The following is a 20546-nucleotide window of genomic DNA, read 5'->3' on the forward strand; positions in this document are numbered from 1 at the left end:
TTCATCCCCGTGGGCACGGGGAACACTAGCGGGCGCGACGACATTGGCAACACATACACGGTTCATCCCCGTGGGCACGGGGAACACCAAGAATCACCATCGCAGATAACCCACTCGCCCGGTTCATCCCCGTGGGCACGGGGAACACAAACTGTTTACAACGCGCTTTCTATTCTATCACGGTTCATCCCCGTGGGCACGGGGAACACAAAACGAAATGCATGCCCGATTCATGGAATTACGGTTCATCCCCGTGGGCACGGGGAACACTCAAACGCTTGTAATCACTGAAAGCGTTATAGCGGTTCATCCCCGTGGGCACGGGGAACACTAGCTCGTTTATTGGTTTCATTTCTCTAACTCCGGTTCATCCCCGTGGGCACGGGGAACACTTATTTTGTCAACAATGTCAAACTCATGTTCACGGTTCATCCCCGTGGGCACGGGGAACACAAATAACCTATCTAAATCACTCATGCAACCGCCGGTTCATCCCCGTGGGCACGGGGAACACTCTATTGGCGTAGGCGCTGGGTGCGGCTCAAACGGTTCATCCCCGTGGGCACGGGGAACACCAACGTGGTCCGGCGGTGTTGTTATGCAGATCCGGTTCATCCCCGTGGGCACGGGGAACACCCTCATTAATACGCAGCCGTAGTGCTGAAGTACGGTTCATCCCCGTGGGCACGGGGAACACTCTAACTATAGACAATTGATCTATAAAAGAAATAATATAAATTAAAATTGTACCAACTTTTTAAAGAACAAAGTTATGAATTTTGGTCAGAATCAATAGGTAAAAATCGGACCAATCTTAGTCCATCAACATCAATAGGTTCTCGTCTATTTTCACCAAAAGTCTGAAACTCAAAGCCAGACTCATTATTGGTTGCCCATGCCATTACTGCATTTCCTTCATCAGCCAACTCGGTTATCTGAAACCAAATCATTTCGCGAACCCGCCTTGAAACATTCCCAACGTATACACCAGCTCTAACTTCTAATAACCAAACAGCAAGCCGTCCTCTCAATCTAGGGGGTACAGCTTCTGTCACCACAGTTAACATTGTCATAATACTTATCCCGTTCTGTGCCCTTCGTTTCCGATATTCCTAGGCTCTGGTATAGCCGGTGGTTGACTATCCCTAGGGGGCTCTGGAGGAGTTATCTCTCCAGCACTCAAGACGTCTTCAATTAAAGGAATCAGGCGGTTTAATAGCTTGGTTTCCCGAAAAATATTGCGGCATGCAACGCGTACTTCTCTATCAGGACTACGGGGCCGTTTCGAGGCTATTTTGAATGCTTCTGGTACTACGGATTCGAATTTTACTATATCGGCCATGTCATAAACGAATGACAAAGGCTTACCTGAATGAATAAACCCAATCGCTGGGGCGTACCCTGCCGCTAATATTGCTGCTTCGGTTACGCCATATAAACAAGACGTGGCTGCGCTAATGCATTGATTAACAACATCGCCTTTACCCCAATCTTTGGGGTCGTACTTTCTGCCTCGCCATTCAGCACCATACTGCTTCGCAAGCAGTTCATAGGTTTTACGCACGCGTGCTCCTTCAATACCGCGCAGTTGATCTACACTTCGTCTTTCTGGGGCAGGTTCTCCAAATCGTAGCTCAAACATTTTACGAACCACTTTCAATCGCAAGTTTTCATCAAGTGCCAGTTTGGCTTGATACAACAATTTGTCTGACCGTGCGCCACCGGGTTGACCTGCGGCATACAGCCTCACGCCAGCTTCACCGACCCAAATTAACAGAGTACCAACTTGCGCCGCCAGTTTTACAGCAGCATGAGATACCCGAGTGCCAGGCTCAAGCATTATGCATACAACCGAACCCACGGGAATATGCATGCGCTCGCCATTGACCTCATCGATTACCACAAACGCACCATCTTTGACGTCGATTCGCCCCATTCCAACGAAAATCATAGAATTGCGATCTTTAACAGGAATAGGTTTAAGTGGAATAAATGCCATATTTACTCCTTTAATAATGGATTTTTGGAAGTATTTGCTGCAATCAGGACCTGCATTTGCTGAATGGCTAATTGGTTCAGTTTTACAATTCTCTCTGATTGCTTAATGCCCTGATGAATAAAATGGGCATTCATGGATTCCATATTAGCTAAACAAACAAGTTGATGAATGTTGGCGTGATCGCGCATATTGCCACTTAGGCTAGGGTTTTTATCGCGCCATTGCTTAGCCGTAACACCAAAAAGTGCAACATTTAGCAGATCTGCTTCGGTGGCGTATACACAGGCTATTTGTTGGTTATTTAGCGTTTCCGGAATGAGCTGCTCTTTTACCGCATCCGTATGAATCAAGTAATTCACTTTTGCGAGATTGCGTCGAATATCCCAGCCAAGTTGTTCGAACTCTTGTTCTTTTAAACGTTGGAACTCTTTAATCAAATAGAGTTTAAACTCAACAGAAATCCAACTGGCAAACTCAAAAGCAATATCTTTTTGTGCGAAGGTACCGCCATAGCGCCCGGCTTTCGAAACAATGCCGATAGCATTGGTTTTTTCTATCCATTGTTTGGGGGTAAGTGTAAAACTATTTAAACCCGCTTCTTTTTTAAACCCGTTGAATTCCACGGGATTAAAACCCGCATTATTTAACTGCTCCCAAATTCCCAAAAACTCGATGGTATTGCGATTTCTTAGCCAATTGCGAATAAGATCATCAGAGCGCGTCGAATTTTTATATTTTGCAATATCGGTAATACAAATATACTCCACGTCCTCTTTGGTCATGGTAGCAATTGTTTGTTCAAGTACTTGAAGTTTGGGTTTCATAAACGTCCCTGTTTAGTTTTTTACGCTCGTTTAATCATCATTAATCCGCAGCCCATTCCTTTGGCTCTGCCAAATCCCTTGGCGTATTGATTAATGAATTTTAGTGGGTCTTGAACTGTTAACATGCCCTGATAATCAACGCTTGAAAACTGTATCTGATGACGTTTTTTCTGAACCTTGTGTTGGGTATAGCCATCAATGGTCGGTTGGAAATCTAGAGTAATCCCCCATTCATCCAATCTTTTCTCGTTGTTCAACCAGCTAATCGCAGCCTTTTCCATATGCATCTTGAGCGATTTTACATCCGATAGTTCGTCCTTGACGTTATACTTCGCCTGCATCATCACATCATGGCGGCGCTGCTTCCCATCCACACCTTTTACACAAACTGTAGGGTTAACTCTTAGCTTGAATGACAGCTTCTGCCCCTTGTCTAATTTAGGCTCAAATACTTTTGTTAAACACGAAAAGATAGGTGAAATTGCTTGCGGTTCAGTTTTGGATAAAACATAAAATTCCGGCATGCCCGTTGCGCCCATTTCTTCTCTATACAGAAAAGATCTTTCTGTATCACTTGAAAACAACTGCCAGATTAACTGGTGTGATGCGTAAACTCCGTTGCGCTGAAGCTTTGCTAATTCTTGGGCTGTTTGCGGGCTCGATATCATTGTGACTTTTGATAAAAACATTATTTAGCCTCCCGCAATGTTAATTGATGTATAGTTCGCTGCTTGAACTGCCATCGTCCTCGATGCACAGGCTCATCCCAGGGCTGATAAGACTGAGTGAGTTCATCGTCAAATGCCGTCGCAGCACCTTCCCAAAAATAAGTTACGAAACCGTTAGCACCAAACCAATATTTGTCTGATTGTTCTGAAACAACAGGGGGGAAATCGGTATCTAAAGCTTGCTGCAACGTCTCAGTTTCAAACGTCTTGGGTGAAAGAGGTAAACCAAGAGGACAAGATTTACGTCCCAAGTAGAGAGGGAATACCGGTTTTTCCAGCGCGTGTTTTATGGCTGAAAGCGTTACTTGAGACTTAGCCCTTGACCAAACTGCAACTATCCAAATCCCATCACAACGGTAATCTCGGCTGGATAATACCGTATTCAGCTTTGCTTCACTTAGCTCGCTCTTGCGGGTTAAATGGGATATCCCTCTTTTTTCTGAAGGCACTTGGGCAGTATGATAATCACGCAATATAGAGCTGGGTACACATTGTTTCACGCCAAACGAAACACTTTGCTGCAGCGCTTCGAGTTTTGCCTCATTATCTCTGGTGATGCCCATTGCAGCACCAAGTAACCCTAACAATGCTGAACGGGTGGGCGCGATTGCTGTGGCTCTATCTCCCCCAACTGCTGGCACGCCCCAACTCGCCATGGGTCCATAGAGCCGAAAGACTAAATATTCTTTCATTGTTACGCTCCAATTACTTTGCAACGAATTCTAATAATTCGATTAGTGTACCTTCGCCTTTTACAGCATTAATGGTATAGCGTGCGTCGGCACACTTGCCATAAACCGCATCAAAATTCGCCGCCTGTTTTTCTATTGCAGTAATCGCCGCATCAGCCATGTCGTCGTGAACCGGCCTAAGATATGCTACTGACAATGACCGTGGTTGTTGTTCACCAACTTCAGCCATGACATAACTGGCATACGCGCGTGATGCGAAACTGTTTTGCTTGCCTTTGGGAGAGACTTTAACCGCTGCTTCAGTAAGGGCTTTTATGGCGCTGTCGGCCAAGGCTTCATTACCGCCAAGATTTTCGATGAGTTGAGATTTGTTAATGCAGATATAGCTATAGAATAAAGCCGCCGCAAAGTTAGCTTCACCTATATGGGCTGAGCCAGTGTCTGTTTTACCATCGTTTAAGTCATCAACCGCAGTAAAATAGTCATCTTCCACCAATACCTTGTGAACACTGATTGAGTGGGCCACCTGACAGGCTGCTTCTACATTGAATTCTGGACTGGATGCCAGCATTCTGCCGAATAGGGCAATATCGACTGAAGTACGATCTGCTTTTAGCAATTTCAATTCATCAACAGTTGGCTCTCGTTGCTCTTTGCAAAGTAGATCTGCCAATGCCAAAACAGCTTCTTTTTCAGCTGTGCTGATATGAGCAAGCTGTTCTATTTCTAATGGTTTGTCTTTTTTGACCTTGCCAAAAACCCCAGCAATAGATGAAGCCCATGACGTAGCCTGCTTCTCTTTTACACCACCAGCTACCAAGGTGTTAAATACTTCTTCTCCTAGTTTTTTGGTACGAATGCCGATTTCGCCAGACATGGCCTCTTCAAATAACTCGGAAACGCGCCAGTTTCTTTTCAAACTTTGTGAACTCACACGTAAGCGATCAAACCCGCCCATCTTTGCTGTTTTAGGGCGTCCGAGATCGTCACGGTTTAAGTTTGAGGGTGCGTAGGAAGTCAGTAAGTGAAGTTGAATAAATTTGCTCATGTGATTAATCCTTTTTTCATAAAATAGTTGCTTAGGCGTATATGTTTAATTTGCCTGGTAGTAATCCATTGCCCAACGTACCGCAATGCGTTTGTCAGCTTCTCGGGGGTAATTTGACGTTAGTTCCTGGTACCAACAACAGGTATCTTTGGCTAACTGCGTTACTGATGCTTTGCCTTTTAGTTGTTTTAAAATTCGCCTAATTCGACGTAAAAACTCTTCTGGCGCTTGAGCCTGTTGCAATTGAGCGAAACGCAATTCACTCACCACAGGTTTATCCCCGTCGCCCTTTCTCCCGGCTAATTTAGCAAAGCTTTCGGTATGGTTGTCTGACACAAAAACAAGAGCGCCGGCAACCGCTGCCCAACAAAGCATGTTTTCGCTAACTTGCTTGTCACTGCCTTCAGTTATGTCACTACTTAACGATAACCAAAGCGCTCTGAATCCTTGTGAGAGCAACACCGCATCAATAGATTCAGCTCTTTTTAATTCGGCTTTCCATGCAGTGGGAGCAGCCTGGATCCCCTCTTTTTTCAATTCACTCGCGCTCGCATACATAGATTTCCACCAGCGAAGTGCCGTTGATACCCCGCGTTGAAGTAGCTCTTTATTCATTAGTTGGTCTCCTTATTCGGCTCAATTTGGTGCTCCGTTTCAAATTTTTTGAATGATTTTGAATACAGCCCTTTTAACAGGTTTTTTCTTGCTCCAATTCGCTTCTCCATGGTGCGTTCAGAACCCAGTTCAGATAGCGCATATTCATCGAATAAAGACAACGCAACATTCCTAAGAGTGGACAGCCACTGTTTTGCTTCCATTGAGGTTAAGTACAGGAAATCACTACTCATCAACTGCTGCACGGCCGCGAAGAACGCAGATTGAGTTTGTTGCCAAAAGGCGGTTTCAATAAAACTAAAATCCCCTTTTGCATCACCGGGTTTATCAAACCACGCCGATTTTATCTGGCTGCGACAATGCCAAAGGGCATCATTAGCGATAGTCTGAAGTTGTTTAATGTAGTCAAGAATGTTTTGTTGCTTAGCCGGTGGAACCTGATAAAGCGGCATGGTTTCTGAGTACCAACCACGTGCTTTCATGTTGTCCATGTCGTAGCCAAAAACCCATAGTCTGGCTTGTGCCGTTACATCCTCTAAAATGTCATCGTTGACCACATGATTAAAAGAACGAACTACACTTGCACACATCTGCTGGGTTTTGCCGCCATCGGGTGAGCCCGTCAGTGTGAGTACGTCCCAGATCTTATAGGTAATGCCGCCAGGTTGACCTTTTATAGACAAATCTTCCTGGTCCGGCTTTTTTAAGTCACGCTTATACGGTGTAAGGGGGTGTGACCACGATCCCGCATAATTGGCACCATAATTCTGCGTCTTATAGAGTTTCACCAACTGGCTACAAGACTTCCCGGTAAGACTGCATTCGCCAGCAACATCTTCGACTATCAGTCTTATGCGTCTTGGCATCGCCCAGAACATATGTAGCGGGTGCACATCTTTTTGATAAGTTTCGCTCCCCTTCTTTGCACTGACTCGAGTTTTACCTAACCATGGGAACACAGTGTCACAGTGTAAATCTGGGGCGGAGTAACGTTCATCATTAGGCGCAACGTTTAACCACAGTTTTTGCCAGAGCGGGGAGTTTTCATTTTGTGGCATTACCAAGGTAGTAAGCGGGCCACCACCACGAAGTCCGGTACGATTTCCCTGCCCACCAGCAGGAGCATTTATCTGGAGAGTAAAAAGCGCCAAAACCGCCATAGGCAAAGACATAACTTCACCAATCCCTCTTTTAACAAAGTGATCGGTATTCAGCTTTAAGCCATTTCCACCTGGCGCTTCGATGAGTAAACTCGATACTGAATTTCGCTTCGCCTCATCCAAACTGTCATAGTCCTGCATAAACAGCGGGCCATCACCCGTGGCATTGAATGCATGTTCTGCTTTTGAAAATGCTTGCTTGAGCACTTCAGCAGTTGGTGGTTCAAGATAGTTATCTTTCCATTCGAACTCATCATCAGGCGCGAAGCAGGTTTGCAATAGCCCAATCGTAAACTGATAGGCTGCGCCCTGAAAATCGGCTCTCGGTAACGCAAAGTCGATAACTTCTGGTTTTGCAATGGCGGTTATCGGCAACGTTTGTTCAATAAGACTTCCGTCTGGTTGTTGCACCTTAAATATCAGCCAAGGATCTTTAAGTAAGTTCATAACTCTTCCTTGATTATTTTTTGATAAAAACCAGATCCCGGAGAGTAACCAAACCGCTCATCATTCTCCGGTATCCAGCATTGTTTAAATTGAAGCACTGGGTATTTCGCGATCAATTTATCCAATTGCTCCTGATATTTTTCCGGCACTGGGCTTAAATTGTCTGCGTACTTATTTTTTGCGAGTTTCAGCGTACTTAACTGTATTGCATGCTGTTTATGCTCGCACCAAAAAGTTAACCGTTCCTGCGCATCTACTTGTAATAGCACAATCTGCACTTCTTCCCGCTCACTGAGCCGGGTATTAATTTCAACCTCATCTTCTTCCCAGCGCCCACGGCTCGTTATCTGGTATCCCAATTCCCAGTTGAGCTTTCTGGCAAATGCCTGATTCTCTCTCGCTCTTTCATTACCCAGAACCCTTTGTTCCTGGGCAATTAAACTAGCAGGGATTTGCTCTCTCCCTTCATCGCTATATACCGCTTCGATTAACTGTCTAGCATCCTCGGGCATGCACATGGTGCCTAATTTCAGCAACTCTCTCATGCCCAGCCATAATCTTCCGGCCGATGGGTATACATAGCTGGTATTTCTGAAATCTTTTCTTACCCAGTCTTCATTTGGGTTATCACTCCATTGTGGTGCATGTATGATCAGTTCGGGTTGCTCCCGCTGATCTGGTTCACCCGGTGTAAACTTACCCTGCATGTCTCGGGAGTGGCGATGTAATCGCCCGGTTCGCTGGATCAAATCATCAATCGGGCAAATATCTGAAATCATCAGATCACAGTCTGCATCTAAGCTTTCCTGAAAAACCTGCGTCGCTACCAGTACTTTCCCGGAGCGTGTATCCGCCTCACTGTGCTTACCAAATACCTTTAATACCTTTGCTTCAATAGTATTTCTATCATCCAGGGTGAACCTGCTATGAAATAAAATACAATCATCAGGGTTACTCATTCGAGCAGACAATGTTGAGTATGCCGCTAAGGCGTCATCAACGGAGTTTCGCACCCATACAACGCAGTTCCCGCTTTCTGTAGCGTTGATAATACGCTCAATACAATTCGCTTCATCATGCAAAAATGTTACCGTTACCGCTCGACTCACTTCTTCCCGACTGAACAAAACTTCTTCTCGCACTGGATTATCTAATTCGGGTGTAACATGTGTCGCAAGAGGGAAATCGTTCAATCCGGTTCTTGTGGGCGGTTTCACAGCATTTCCTGCTGACGCTTGCCATATTTCTACCAGCTTTTTACGCTGCTTTAAGGGTAATGTTGCAGTGAGTAAAATGACGGACCCGCCCTGATGGAAATGCAGTTTGAGTAATGCTTCCAGCAGTTCAAACATGTATTCGTCTGCCGCATGGACCTCATCAAAAATCAGCACCTTGTTGTGCAGCCCCAATAACCTGAGGGATTGGTGCCTTTTCGGTAGCACCGCCAGTAGTGCCTGATCAATAGTGCCAACACCTACTGGTGCCATGAGTGCTTTTTTACGAGAGTCAGCAAGCCAGCAGTGACATTCTGCGATAGCGGTTTTGTCTTCGCCATTGTACTCAGAGTTATCTTCACCTGAAGTGATAACCGTTTGCTGGAAAAGTGGGTTCATCTCCCGGGCACCATGAGCCAGCACAATACTGGGCTTTTCTGCCTCCGACTCATACATACTCAGATAATGTTCGGTCACCCGTTTATACATGGCGTTAGACGTAGCCATTGTGGGTAAACCAAAATAAAAACCACTCGCAACACCTTTTTGCATGAGCCGGTGGATTAATGTGAGCGCAGCTTCCGTCTTGCCTGCTCCCGTCACGTCTTCCAGTATGAATAACTGTGGAGCATCTGTGATTTCTACTTTTTCAGCCCAGCTCTGCAATGGGGTAGGTTTAAAACCAAAGCTATTCTCAACTGAAAAGAAAGGCGCAACGTTGAATGAGCGAATGAGTTGTTTACTCTCAAGTGCTTTTTTGGCCTGAAGTCTTGTTCGTTGCCAATATGTATCTAACGACATTTCACCTGAAACGTAGGGAAAGTCAGCTTGATCTGATCCTATCCAATCACAAAGCACTGCTATGCCTGCAATGTGCCAACTGACTTGTTTTAGTTTTGCTAACCACTCGGTATCATTTTGATATATGATTTCGGTAAGTTCTGGTTGGAATAGTACAATTAAATCTGCCGTAAATGCTTCTGATGCAGTTAAATTTTGACTTTCAGTGAAGCCCTCAATTCCTGGCTCATCAAGCTCTACGGGAACTCCATGGTGCCCTAACATACAATCCATGATGATATTTAAGGGCTTGGCTAAATATGATTGTTGCCTTCTATTTAATCCATAACCTGCTGTGCATCGCTCGCAGATTTGCTTGCGCAGTTTTCTCCAAAACCAGGTACCTAGCCTGTCATGGCGATAATGCGAACCGTCGTAGCTCTTTCGACTATTGGGCAAGATGAGTTTTGATGAACCGCTTGAATACAAAGCCTGAAAGGCAGAAGCAAATTTCCCAAGATCATGCATCGCCATAAAAAAGCTCATCAGGGATGTAAATTGATCTCGAGGTATTGCCAAATAATCGCTTAATTCACCAGCAAGCTTGGTATCAGTGTCAAGCCACTCATAACACACCGCCGCTACATCCAAGCAATGGTAAGGCAAGAGGTGATAATCTGCGCCCGACTGCTCACTGTCTTTTTTAGCTTTACCCCAATATCTAAAATAGGGAGGTAGTTCCTTATCCATGCTATTCCTTCATATTCGGAAAATACTGTTTAAGTCTGAGCTATCCCCACGAATAGTAAAATAAAGTCAAAGAGTTAGGGAACATTCATGGCATTTGGTGATCAGATCTTTCGCCAAAAAAAACCAACACAGACTTCGTCTAGTCATTGATATTTTCTCCTATATTAATCAATGATTAGATTTTAGGGGCTTAGCTTAAGAATAAAAGAGCGGTCTATTTTGACCGCTTACCGTATAACACGTTTTCTTTTAGTAGAAGCTCTTTTGACATCGAACCAGACAGAGAATCTTCACTCACTTGCTTTGCAAGCTTGAAAACATCTAATGTATACATGTCGTCTCCGAGAATAACGAGCCACCTATAGATTAAGTGGGGGAAAGGCGTAGGTAGCGCCTTCCCCCCATGTATTGCGATAATACACAACCTCAAACTCAGTATAGCTAACTTTTCCTTCAAACAAAGAGAAGGTTCTTTCAAATAAGTGTATTTGCCCGACGACTGAAAAAGCTAACCACTTTTGCTATTTCAATACGAACCATTCTGCGCTCTTGCTTTGAAAATAAAACTACTCACCTATTACATATGCCTGTCTATAATAATGCGTCATGGTCACTGTAGGCTTCTTCAGTGATAGACCGCAGTGTTTTTATAATCGCCAAAAGCTCTTTATTCTCGTTCATCGAGTTTGTTATAAATGAAGAAATAGTATCGAGAAACCTTTCGGGTATAGACGTTAGCGAACTTTTTGTTTGAGGTTCTTGCAATATTTGATACAAACGTTCTGAATTTTCCTCAGTATTTTCACCTGACGCCAATTCAATTAAGCAGGCTGACAAGATAAGAGTTCTCGTTTCATAGCTTTCCCACGATGTTCCCTTAAAATTCCACCACAACTCGTCATTGGCGATTTCTTTCCAGCCTCTGACATGTTCCAGCATGATTGGAAGTTGCCGTTCTAATTCACGTATCCCCTCTTCGTCCTGTAAATCTTCTGATTCACTCAGAAAAAACTGATCAAAGTTAAGTGGCTTCGATATGTCATAACCGATTTTTTCTATCGATGAAAGTGACAATCTTAGTTTTTCAAATTTTCGCGATGCACGGGAGGAAAATAACGCAAGTCGTTCATGCTCGTGTTTAGCATCCAATAAACGTGAGATAAGCCTGTCATAAGCATCATCCCCAAAGTATTCGATAAATAAGGCTTTGGTGAAAATGTTTACAAAATATTCATAATCGGAGTCTGGAGCAAGGGGTAGCCCACTGTCTAGAGCTTTAGACAATTGTGCTAGATGATTTTTTGCCGTGCTTGGCGAATAAAAATAAACCACGTTGAGAAGTCTAACTTTTTCGTCGGTGCTAAGATCTGAGCCTAGTTTGGTATGAAAGCCATAATCACTAGACTCTACGAATGCCGGAACTATTCGGCTGAGTGCCTCTCTATTTTCATCCCATTCGTTTTTACCAATATACTTGATCAGCTGCATAAACAGCTCCCACCTTGATAGTGAAACGTTGCAATCATGACTATGGGATAAATTCAGCAAGAAGTTTTTCCGCCCTTCGCGGCGATACTCATGCTCTGGCCAATGCTCTAAAGCTAAGGTGGCATAATGAATAAACTCTTTTTTTAACTCCTCACCCACGCTGCTAGCATATTCTAAATTATCGTTTATCCAGTGTTCTTCACTCGTTACAGGGCTTTCAATAGTCCCAGAAAGTTCAGTCCTTGCATAAAGCTGATACTGCTCCCTTCTGTTTTCAAGTAATTCTCGATTATAAATCAACGCTAATAGGGCATTAGCCACACCGTTATCATGCTCAACCTCTAATGCAGTGTGCAATACATCTTTTGCGCCATCTATATCACCCATCAAAAATAGTTTTTCTCCTAATAGACGGTATACATGGCTGCTATGTTCGCCTCCACTAATTCTATGACGCAATTCAACAATGTCATTCCATTGCCCAATCAGATAGCTATTGGAAAAGTTAGATAGGCTGATGGGCTCTGCCTTTTGAATCATATCTTCAATAGAGTCTTTTTCGATATCAATGGGAAGGTTATTAATTATTGCTGAAGTTACAGAGCCCAAACATTCTAACGTTTGTTGTGAACGAAGAATATCATCGCTTAAGCGCTCCTTTATCCTAATAGCCGCCTTACGTAAATGCTCACCACTTTTTTTAGATTGAAGCTTAACTTTTGGTGCAAATATCGAAGCGTCTTTGCTCCTGCCAAAAAGACCAGAGTAAGGCTGAAGTAATGCTATGTTCTGTACAATTGTCTTGGCTTCAGGCGTAACTAGAAACTTTTCAGGTCGCCCCCTACGCTCACCTGTTTCTTCAACAATATACTTACTGTAGTTTTCTTTACTTGTAAGCACTGTGTTTACGTATTTAGCTAGTGCTTTCTCATTGTTAAAACCCATTCTTTTCAAAAGCGTCGCTGTTGGAATACCTTCACTAACTTTCATTTTACTTCCTTATAATTTTTGATTTTCTTTATGTAATTAGCATGATTCAAGATCACGGCAGTTCCACCGCCGCTATACAACAATCTAAAGCCTCTCGATAGCTTGCAACTTTTGACTTTATTTAATGACTTGATGTTTTTCCAGTGATGCTTGGTAAAAGGCACAGCTAGTCGTTCTTTGGCCTTTAAGAATATTCGCTCTGGGCAGTGCCCTATGGATATTAACTTCATTTGAATCTCCACTTATTAATCGGAGATTAGATTTTCTGGGCTAGCAAATAGCTAGCATAGGTATTTTTGACTTTTTTTTACTACTCAGAAATGTCCGGAAGTGTGTGTTTCCTGCTCTTCATAGAACGATTGGCTCTCATGGTACTGAAATGTTTTGTTCAAGCATCGCCTTCAGCCTCTTCTACCATTTAAATTATCTTCAGTAGCGAGCAAATACAGAATGCAACCCCCATAGATACTATCTACTTCTTCGCCTGCATACTAATATCAACATTTCCTAGCAAGAAATTCATCGCTTCTCGCTCAGTCATATCACCAGCAACTTGCTTGCCCAATCTTGCCCAATTTTCAATTACCTCTTCAGGCGTTTTTGGCAGTGTTTCTAAATAAGCTTTCGCTTCAGCGATAAGCTCATCTGACAGTTCTACTTTCTTTGTTTTCATAGTCTTTTCCTAGAGTTTAGTACGGTTTCTTGCCGCTGGTAGAGTTTGGTACAACCACGTTTTGTCGTGACGATACAGCCACATATAGTCAGCATATATAGCTTTTTTTATATTCTTACGCGTCAATTCGGGTAGGTTGGACATAGTATTGAGTAACGATTGCCGAGCGTCTTTCCGTCGACTTTCTTTGCGAAGGTTACGCCGCTTTTCGCTTAGCCCCAATACGCCATTAATGAAAAGTTCTACTGTTGAAACGGATACTCCTTCTTCATAAGCAATCGTCTGCCTATGCACTCCGGCCTTGGCTTTCGCTATTATTCGTGCTTCTATATCAGGAGTGATAAACTTAGTACGCTTTTGGTACTTAACTCCTATTTGACGCGCTATACTTTTTACATAATTGACACTTCGGTTAACTTCTCTTGAAGTGGGTCGAAGTTGGTTTATTCCAAGTTGATAATAGCCAATAGTCTTAAACCTATCTCTTTCTAATATCTGATTATGCAGATCGCGATTCACCGAAGTTTCCGGTTGCCGAACTGAGAGGAGATCAAGTACGAAGCAGAGGAAAATATGCTTCGTCGGATGGCAGTAGTAGTCGGTGCAATGAATGAGGTTAAACACTACATTCTCAGACAGAATGCGAAAATTGAACACTTTCTCAGACAGCAAGTTAACGGCTTCCATTAGCACTGCCATATCTACATTTTGGCCCCGATACTGATTCTTAAGCCGTAACAATTCTGACGGACCTCCCCAATAATCCTCACGGCAATCTGGAATATTGAACTCAAAATCAGAATTGAACCGGAGAAGCAGTCGAGCTAATCGTAAGGCATCTTTTGAAGCGATCACTCCATTACTTTCATCTTGTTGCGGTGGCAATTCAAACTTACGCGTACACTGTTCTACCTGCACTAGCTCTACGTCATGGGTCGTGCAGCATGTTACGCCTTGTAATTGATGACTAAGATGCCAATATGCTATGCCGTATTGTAACTTGTCCCGCTCGATACACAGCGGGCAGTACCGACTGCCTCCAAGAGAAGCAATTCCGGCCTGAGCAACACTTGAAGCGTTTGCTAGATTTTTTCCTGACTTTGATAACATGGCCTCTTTTAACGCTATAGGGCAAGAGACAAAGCCTGAGAACAGTGGATAAAATGTATGATGCTGCAATAACGTATCGACTTCGTTGCCAGTGGCTCTAGCGATATGCTCAATTCCTAAAGGTAATCGCTGATCGATGTTTATAGGCGCTTTGCCAAACAATCGTTTTGCTGTTTTCCTGTGATTTTTTTCCGCCCAGTAAACATGTAAACGTGCAGCGTAAGAGTAGATAGTTTCATCTGGATATATTGGTGGAACAAATTCATATGTCATGACAAATTCCCTCCTACCATATCCTCAGCAAACTTCATCGCTAGAAGGAATATCAATGGATGGCGAACTGGCGCATTCTGTTTCAGCTGTTGTGTAAGCCCTAAACTTGGTCTTGCTAAAAAAAATTTAAAACACTGCTCATTTGGACAAAGTGCATTGAGAGAATCTGCCGCATAGCTTCGCCATGCATTTCGATACTCAATATTGATGCGCATGGTATATGGCGTTTCTTTCGCCCTAAAAGCGCGTGCCATATCAGATTTGATGTCTTTAATTCGCTCACGATTATGTATGGTACGGATTTTAAGCAACTGTTTCGACGCCACGTCTAACCATGTCCGAAGCGGATCGGCCTGAACCGAAGCAGAGTTGGCAGCGACAAAGTTGGTTATTACAGGATAATCTAACAATGTTTTGTCAGGTTTCATTGAGAACTGATGCAGTGGTACACGATGTTTTTCACAAACATACAGCGACGTTACTTGATGCGCAGCATGCCACATTGGTGTTCCGTAACGCTCAATATCATCATCACGGCAATGCTCGCAGAACTTCATTGGTTTCAGGCTATCGAGTAACTCTTCACCTTCGAAAATGCTTCGCTTGGACTTAACTTTTAAGTTAACTTGCTGTACGTGTTCTTTATAAGCCTTCTCATCCAAAAAGCCTCGCCAATAACGTGAGCCTAAGTGCTCTTGCAAAAGCGCGCCACTACGCTCGCGTTCTGAAGGTCGGTAGGCAAAACAAGACGCTACTCGCGGAAACAGTTGGTGGAGCTTACCCATTTGAGTTGAGCCGCTGAAAGACATTAATCTTCGTGGTTCAATACCACAAGTCATCTTGCGCAGTCGCGCAAGATAAGCTGGTAGGTACTCTCCCGGCAAAATAGGGATTTGATTCGCGTAGTGGTCGATAATATGCTCAGACATGCTTTAACCTCTCATAAACAATTTATGAGCAGCTTGGCCTCGCTCTTTTGATAGTTTTGAAGCAACATTTGGTTCGATGTTATCGCGCTTAGCTTTCACCGCTTTATGAGTAGATTTAGCTTTAGGGGTAGGCGATTGAAATTCAGCGGTAAAGGCAGCTTCAGTATTTTTGGCGGGTTTGCCAAGCAAGCTTGTCAGCGGCAAAAGCGTAGCTTTCTTGATTTCGAAAACGTCTTTTAACAACTTCTCGCTTAATACGTTGCATCGTGTTTCTAAAACCCGTCTTATCAAAGCTTTGCAATAAATTTGTAATGCACTCTGATTACCTGCTGTATAAGTATAAATCAAGCGCTGATGTGCGTCAGTGACAGCTATATCTCGGCAAAAAACAAATCCTTGCAGTATACCTTCAACCAAATTCTGCCAGTATTCAGAATCAAGCGTGTAATTGTGGTGAATAATATCTGCATCTTTTTTGTATCGACGGAAAGTTTGCGAGTTGCATGATAAGAACTCTTCAGTTTCAGGCGTGCCTACCAACAAAATAGGTAAACACAAGAAATTAAAGATGCGTTGTAAAAACTTAGCATTTTTAGAGTCACTCCCCTTCTTTTTCCCGCTCTCCGTTATAAACGTCTGAGCTTCATCAAGGACTACAAGCCCAACCCCATGTTGCCAACACGCGTTGCGCAACTTTTTAAGGAGTTCATCTTCAGTATTACGGCTTGGTAAGTCAGCGTAAAAAGTCGTTCCAGCATTTTTGTCAATTGATCTTAAAAGTTCTTTCAACACACTCAAGGCTGAACGGTCAGTTAGCTTTGTCGTAATAACTGGGACTTGTAGAAAAGGCTTTTTAAATGCCGTATCTTCAGGTGGGTGCATAATTGCAGATGGGATCATAGATGTTGCAATTTTAACGGCTTGGGTTTTGCCAGCCCCCGAAGGTGCAATGGTTGAACCGCCTGTTTCAAGCTCACTTTCAACTTCAATTATCCCTTCGACCTTGTCATCATCACTCAATGCAACAGCATTCATCATTGCGTAATAGCTGGGATATGCGATGTTTTTAAAACGGTAACCTAATTCCAGCATTTCACACATCGCCTGATAGACCTCCCATGATAAATCACTGGGCACATAGAATTCGGTTTCATAAGCAGCAACCCGATCTTTAGCACTGGCATTGCTAAAGTCATATTCTTTATCAGGTCGCTGCTCAACAAGGGTGAAATAGGTTTGCTTGTCGCTAATAAAATTCAACTTTTTTACAAGTGGGTTTTTAGCTGTGGGGGACACCCACTGCGGTTTTTTAAGTGTATTTGTCATGGCTAGAATCCTTTAGTTATTGGTAGAGAGGCCGCTTATGGCTGATTGAACAATAGATGCGTTGTGCTGTGCTTGAGCGTATCGGTCAGCGTTTGTGTTTTCCGCTCGCCCCTTAGCAGGCGACTTACCCTCGCTGCGAAGCAAGCCTCTCAGCTGCTTGATATTGCTATTCGCTATATCAATCTGACGCTTTACCCGGATCGATTCTTCAATAGCATTGATATGCCTAGCATTGGACTCGAATACCGACAATTCTTCTAAAATCTCTATTGCTTGAGAGAAATGAAGGTTTTTTACCAGCTCATTAGTATCAGCCACTTCAAAAGTTATGATGTCACTTGATTCTTGCCCCATCTTAAACCAAAGGTGCTGATTCCAAGATGGCAACATCATGACTTCAACTTCATAACCTGAGCGGTATCGTTGGAGAACAATTTCCTGTCTGAATTCCTCAAACTTCTTATTATCGGTTTGATAGGTAATTTTCTCTTTTTTCAGCTTCAGGCCACTGTCTGTTATTACTCCGGTACGTTTTGGCAATAACTCGGCCATTAAACTCTTCGGATCTACGGTTTTACCTCCTCCCATCAGCTCTTCTAGTCCCCAGTTCCATAGATCTAGAGGTGTAGGACTCACGCCGTTTAATAGGTGCTCTTGTGTAAGTTTCTTTTTAACAACTGTATCTTTGTTATAGGCAATAACTTCGTGCACGAGAATGTGATAAAGGTCATCAATGGTATAGCAGGCGTGATTTGAGGTATCTGCCTTTGCCTTTGGCCGACCTTTTATTAACGCTCCCGGCAAGGCATGGATGCACATCCTATTTAACTTATTAAAAAGTCCCTCAACTGTGCCTTTTGCTCGACCAACATATGCCTCAGTTATCTGAATTGAAGTCAGTCCTACCTTTGACTTAATCAGAGCCGCCATCTTTTTATCGAGATATTCAGCCCCCCGGTCGATTACTAAGGTGTGGCAAACGTGATTACAAGGCCAATCTCCGGGGCGATAATCAAAACCCCACTGCTTACAAAAGCTTTCTTTTTCAGTCATGGCATTAAAAAGTGCTAGTGTTACCGATTCCGCATTAGCCCCGTTTAAAGATAAGTGGAAGCCCACAATCATTGTTGTCGCTACATCAATTACTGTATAAAGAATTGGGCGTTCTATAACGAGCTTTTCTTCCGTGCAAAACTTAGAAACGAGATGCACATCCAGCACAGTGGCATCAATTTCGTACATATGGCTCGGACCGACCACATGCTTCATCACCGTACTTTTCTTAATACGAAGCTTATTTCGAAACTCTTTTGCTCCCCGCTTTATTCGTTCGAACTCCGCCCTATTTTTACAAGCATCCTCTAAGCGCGTAATAAATTGTTGTGGGGTTAAATATTTCTCAGGTACATAGTCCCAATATTTATTGCCTAACTCGTCCTCAAAAAGCAGTTCAGTTGCGTACTTAGCATTGTATTGGCGACACAAACTTTTCATGCTGTGATATTGGAGTGTGGGTAAGTCATTTTGCTTGAACCGCTTTACTGTTTCAGCATCTCCTCTATGCGCTATGCGTTTAATGGCATGAGTAGACTTACTCTTGCGTCCCCTTCCTTTCGGAAATTGCCTACGAGCCTCATCTGTATCAGCAGGTAATTGCGTATTTTTCCCACAATTTCCAAAAGCTGGTATAAGCGCGTCTTCACATTGTCCATAAGCGTAGTATCGGCAAAGGGTATCCCAAACGAAGTCGTATGAGACCCCTAAGCTTTTCGCAAGTCCTTGCAAACTTTTAGTCGGAATATCGCCGTTAAAAAACGCTTTGCGACGCTGAGGGAATTGCTCAAAAGCCTCCACAGTGCGAAGCTTTAATTTAACCTTATCTTCGAGCTTCTGGCATCTGTCAAAATATGCTTTGATCTTATCGCCGTCTCCTCTTGGGATATTTTGGGACAGCCGCATATCTCGGTAGTATTGAGTATGCACACCATCCAAAAAGCCTTGGCTTTCAAGTGAGAATTCATCCCAGTTAATGATATGGCGATAGCCTTCATGCGAAAACTTAATTGGGCTGCCAATACGATGAACAAATGGCTTTCTGGGACTTTTTTTGATTTGCTGACATAGCACAACCATATCAGAACCGTACTCATACTCGACAACGGTAAATCGCGCTGGTTCCTGACCACTCGCGCTCGTGCTAGGTGCAACGAGTACTTTATTTAACGCCAAATCCATTGCTTACCTCCTAGCGGAACCGGACGATTGAAAATAATTTCTTTAGAAATATCTACGGGGAGGCGCTGCTGCCATATTAGCTTCCAAAACGCCACTCGAACTTCGCCAGTGGAAATGCCTAACTCCCCGGCTATTTCTTTTAATAACGGGGCAAAGCTTGTATGGGGGGATGTACTAAACCAGTGAATAAAGCTTGTCTCAATATCCTGAAGAAGTGATGCACCAATCTCCCGCTCACTTCGGGCTTCTGCTTCCAATAGATTTCGAGCGAAGATATCCTCACAAAAGTGCTGTGCTGATGTAATAAGACGCCACTCAATACCGTCATTCCGCCAATATTCGGCTTCAATATTGAGCTTATTACGTATGTTAAGGTCTCGACCGGCCTTGTCTGAAAAGTCACCGTCATCGTTGACAGTCTTAAGTGCCAATGCACACTGGTGCAGCTCACCTTCTCCATCTGTATAGTCGATCAGAAAGTCACTTGTCATCACGACCGCTTGGTCAACTTTAAGCGCGTGCCGAATGTGCTTACCCTTGGGGCGATAACTTGGATGCTTTACGCTCATTGCATCTGCAATTTCCAACGTATTTGATATCGGTAGCAGTGGATACTGCGTTTTTACAGATGTTATGTTTGGAACAAACGCTAGGTATCGAAGTAGCTGAGTTTCCAAAATGGACAGAACCTCATGTGTTTGGTCCGATTCCGGATTAAAAACTTTACTACCTTTACCTACCGTGGGACTGCGCTTCACTTTTATGTATGGAACATATTGCTGCGTGCTAAGCACTTCCTCTTCCCACTTAGCAATACGATTTAGCGTTAGCCAAGTAACGGGGGGTTGATTACCGACTGTATAGAAACCGGAAATTTGTTTGTTTTCTTTCATATAAGATCCTCCATGAAAATGAAGGTAGGCAAAGAAAACTGGTAGGAAAACTAAAAAATCACCAATTTATTAATGTTATTGGTAAATACAATAATTTATAAAAACACATTCTGGCGATTTGACAACAGTTAACTGACCTAGGAAAGTCAAGAAAGCCTTACTTAATAGGCGGTAAAATTAGCTAACCTATAAAAACACACAGCTTTGAATAAAATGAAGGATTACTCGCCATAAGAACACATCTTTTAAATTAGGCATAATCTGTAATATCAGAATAGACCTGCGCTAGCGGTTAGCTAATTCGGAGGTTTACGGAATTAAGAGCGACTACACTAGGTGTTGACAAAATTTTTTATACACTCAACTACGGCT

Annotated in this window: 16 protein-coding genes and 1 CRISPR repeat array (1 of these 17 only partly in view); all 16 genes read right to left on the reverse strand. The window is 43.3% G+C overall.

What is annotated here, in order from left to right:
• A CRISPR array of direct repeats spans window positions 1-697; the repeat unit is 29 nt; unit sequence CGGTTCATCCCCGTGGGCACGGGGAACAC; it begins 736 nt to the left of the window's first position.
• A gap of 73 nt (window positions 698-770) precedes the next feature.
• Window positions 771-1073 carry a type I-E CRISPR-associated endoribonuclease Cas2e gene (cas2e, locus tag BM528_RS13765; RefSeq protein WP_071980303.1) on the reverse strand — a complete coding sequence of 101 codons (303 nt, stop codon included), beginning with the start codon at window positions 1071-1073 and terminating at the stop codon, window positions 771-773.
• Between the two features lie 5 nt (window positions 1074-1078).
• Window positions 1079-1999, reverse strand: a complete 921-nt coding sequence (cas1e, locus tag BM528_RS13770; RefSeq protein ID WP_071980304.1) for a type I-E CRISPR-associated endonuclease Cas1e — start codon at window positions 1997-1999, stop codon at window positions 1079-1081.
• 2 nt (window positions 2000-2001) lie between these two features.
• A complete protein-coding gene (locus tag BM528_RS13775) occupies window positions 2002-2823 on the reverse strand; it encodes a KilA-N domain-containing protein (protein WP_071980305.1) in 822 nt (273 codons plus the stop codon).
• 20 nt (window positions 2824-2843) lie between these two features.
• Window positions 2844-3512: a type I-E CRISPR-associated protein Cas6/Cse3/CasE gene (cas6e, locus tag BM528_RS13780; RefSeq protein ID WP_071980306.1), complete on the reverse strand. Its 669-nt coding sequence runs from the start codon at window positions 3510-3512 to the stop codon at window positions 2844-2846.
• Complete coding sequence (gene cas5e / locus BM528_RS13785) at window positions 3512-4243, reverse strand: type I-E CRISPR-associated protein Cas5/CasD (RefSeq protein ID WP_071980307.1); 732 nt, start codon at window positions 4241-4243, stop codon at window positions 3512-3514. Before cas5e ends, cas6e begins: the two co-directional genes overlap by 1 nt.
• A 13-nt stretch (window positions 4244-4256) precedes the next feature.
• Window positions 4257-5291 carry a type I-E CRISPR-associated protein Cas7/Cse4/CasC gene (cas7e, locus tag BM528_RS13790; protein ID WP_071980308.1) on the reverse strand — a complete coding sequence of 345 codons (1035 nt, stop codon included), beginning with the start codon at window positions 5289-5291 and terminating at the stop codon, window positions 4257-4259.
• A gap of 45 nt (window positions 5292-5336) precedes the next feature.
• Window positions 5337-5906, reverse strand: a complete 570-nt coding sequence (casB, locus tag BM528_RS13795) for a type I-E CRISPR-associated protein Cse2/CasB (protein ID WP_071980309.1) — start codon at window positions 5904-5906, stop codon at window positions 5337-5339.
• Entirely contained in the window at window positions 5906-7513 is a 1608-nt protein-coding gene (casA, locus tag BM528_RS13800; protein WP_071980310.1) for a type I-E CRISPR-associated protein Cse1/CasA, read from the reverse strand. The genes casB and casA overlap by 1 nt, the downstream gene beginning before the upstream one ends.
• On the reverse strand, window positions 7510-10257 hold the full coding sequence (locus BM528_RS13805; RefSeq protein ID WP_071980311.1) for a CRISPR-associated helicase/endonuclease Cas3: 2748 nt from the start codon (window positions 10255-10257) through the stop codon (window positions 7510-7512). Before BM528_RS13805 ends, casA begins: the two co-directional genes overlap by 4 nt.
• 591 nt (window positions 10258-10848) lie before the next feature.
• On the reverse strand, window positions 10849-12735 hold the full coding sequence (locus BM528_RS13810) for a hypothetical protein (protein ID WP_071980312.1): 1887 nt from the start codon (window positions 12733-12735) through the stop codon (window positions 10849-10851).
• Window positions 12736-13207: 472 nt separating this feature from the next.
• Window positions 13208-13408, reverse strand: coding sequence for a hypothetical protein (locus BM528_RS13820; protein ID WP_071980314.1), 201 nt, complete (start codon window positions 13406-13408; stop codon window positions 13208-13210).
• Window positions 13409-13417: 9 nt separating this feature from the next.
• Window positions 13418-14791, reverse strand: a complete 1374-nt coding sequence (locus BM528_RS13825; protein WP_071980315.1) for a TnsD family Tn7-like transposition protein — start codon at window positions 14789-14791, stop codon at window positions 13418-13420.
• The gene (locus tag BM528_RS13830; protein ID WP_071980316.1) at window positions 14788-15720 is read right to left on the reverse strand and encodes a TniQ family protein; all 933 of its coding nucleotides are present in this window, start codon (window positions 15718-15720) and stop codon (window positions 14788-14790) included. Before BM528_RS13830 ends, BM528_RS13825 begins: the two co-directional genes overlap by 4 nt.
• Window positions 15721-15723: 3 nt before the next feature.
• On the reverse strand, window positions 15724-17046 hold the full coding sequence (locus BM528_RS13835) for an ATP-binding protein (RefSeq protein WP_071980317.1): 1323 nt from the start codon (window positions 17044-17046) through the stop codon (window positions 15724-15726).
• Window positions 17047-17058: 12 nt separating this feature from the next.
• Window positions 17059-19281, reverse strand: coding sequence for a hypothetical protein (locus BM528_RS13840; RefSeq protein WP_071980318.1), 2223 nt, complete (start codon window positions 19279-19281; stop codon window positions 17059-17061).
• A complete protein-coding gene (locus BM528_RS13845; RefSeq protein ID WP_071980319.1) occupies window positions 19266-20174 on the reverse strand; it encodes a TnsA endonuclease N-terminal domain-containing protein in 909 nt (302 codons plus the stop codon). The genes BM528_RS13840 and BM528_RS13845 overlap by 16 nt, the downstream gene beginning before the upstream one ends.
• Window positions 20175-20546: the final 372 nt, after the last annotated feature.

It is taken from the genome of Alteromonas sp. RW2A1 (assembly GCF_001886475.1).
Taxonomy (GTDB): domain Bacteria; phylum Pseudomonadota; class Gammaproteobacteria; order Enterobacterales; family Alteromonadaceae; genus Alteromonas; species Alteromonas hispanica.

Excerpts from the sequence above, each read along its gene's own strand:
- BM528_RS13840 (WP_071980318.1), bottom strand. The coding sequence starts at position 19,281 with ATGGATTTGGCGTTAAATAAAGTACTCGTTGCACCTAGCACGAGCGCG.
- BM528_RS13845 (WP_071980319.1), bottom strand. The coding sequence starts at position 20,174 with ATGAAAGAAAACAAACAAATTTCCGGTTTCTATACAGTCGGTAATCAA.
- cas7e (WP_071980308.1), bottom strand. The coding sequence starts at position 5,291 with ATGAGCAAATTTATTCAACTTCACTTACTGACTTCCTACGCACCCTCA.
- BM528_RS13830 (WP_071980316.1), bottom strand. The coding sequence starts at position 15,720 with ATGTCTGAGCATATTATCGACCACTACGCGAATCAAATCCCTATTTTG.
- BM528_RS13810 (WP_071980312.1), bottom strand. The coding sequence starts at position 12,735 with ATGAAAGTTAGTGAAGGTATTCCAACAGCGACGCTTTTGAAAAGAATG.
- cas2e (WP_071980303.1), bottom strand. The coding sequence starts at position 1,073 with ATGACAATGTTAACTGTGGTGACAGAAGCTGTACCCCCTAGATTGAGA.
- cas6e (WP_071980306.1), bottom strand. The coding sequence starts at position 3,512 with ATGTTTTTATCAAAAGTCACAATGATATCGAGCCCGCAAACAGCCCAA.
- BM528_RS13820 (WP_071980314.1), bottom strand. The coding sequence starts at position 13,408 with ATGAAAACAAAGAAAGTAGAACTGTCAGATGAGCTTATCGCTGAAGCG.
- cas5e (WP_071980307.1), bottom strand. The coding sequence starts at position 4,243 with ATGAAAGAATATTTAGTCTTTCGGCTCTATGGACCCATGGCGAGTTGG.
- cas1e (WP_071980304.1), bottom strand. The coding sequence starts at position 1,999 with ATGGCATTTATTCCACTTAAACCTATTCCTGTTAAAGATCGCAATTCT.
- BM528_RS13775 (WP_071980305.1), bottom strand. The coding sequence starts at position 2,823 with ATGAAACCCAAACTTCAAGTACTTGAACAAACAATTGCTACCATGACC.
- BM528_RS13805 (WP_071980311.1), bottom strand. The coding sequence starts at position 10,257 with ATGGATAAGGAACTACCTCCCTATTTTAGATATTGGGGTAAAGCTAAA.
- casA (WP_071980310.1), bottom strand. The coding sequence starts at position 7,513 with ATGAACTTACTTAAAGATCCTTGGCTGATATTTAAGGTGCAACAACCA.
- BM528_RS13825 (WP_071980315.1), bottom strand. The coding sequence starts at position 14,791 with ATGACATATGAATTTGTTCCACCAATATATCCAGATGAAACTATCTAC.
- BM528_RS13835 (WP_071980317.1), bottom strand. The coding sequence starts at position 17,046 with ATGACAAATACACTTAAAAAACCGCAGTGGGTGTCCCCCACAGCTAAA.
- casB (WP_071980309.1), bottom strand. The coding sequence starts at position 5,906 with ATGAATAAAGAGCTACTTCAACGCGGGGTATCAACGGCACTTCGCTGG.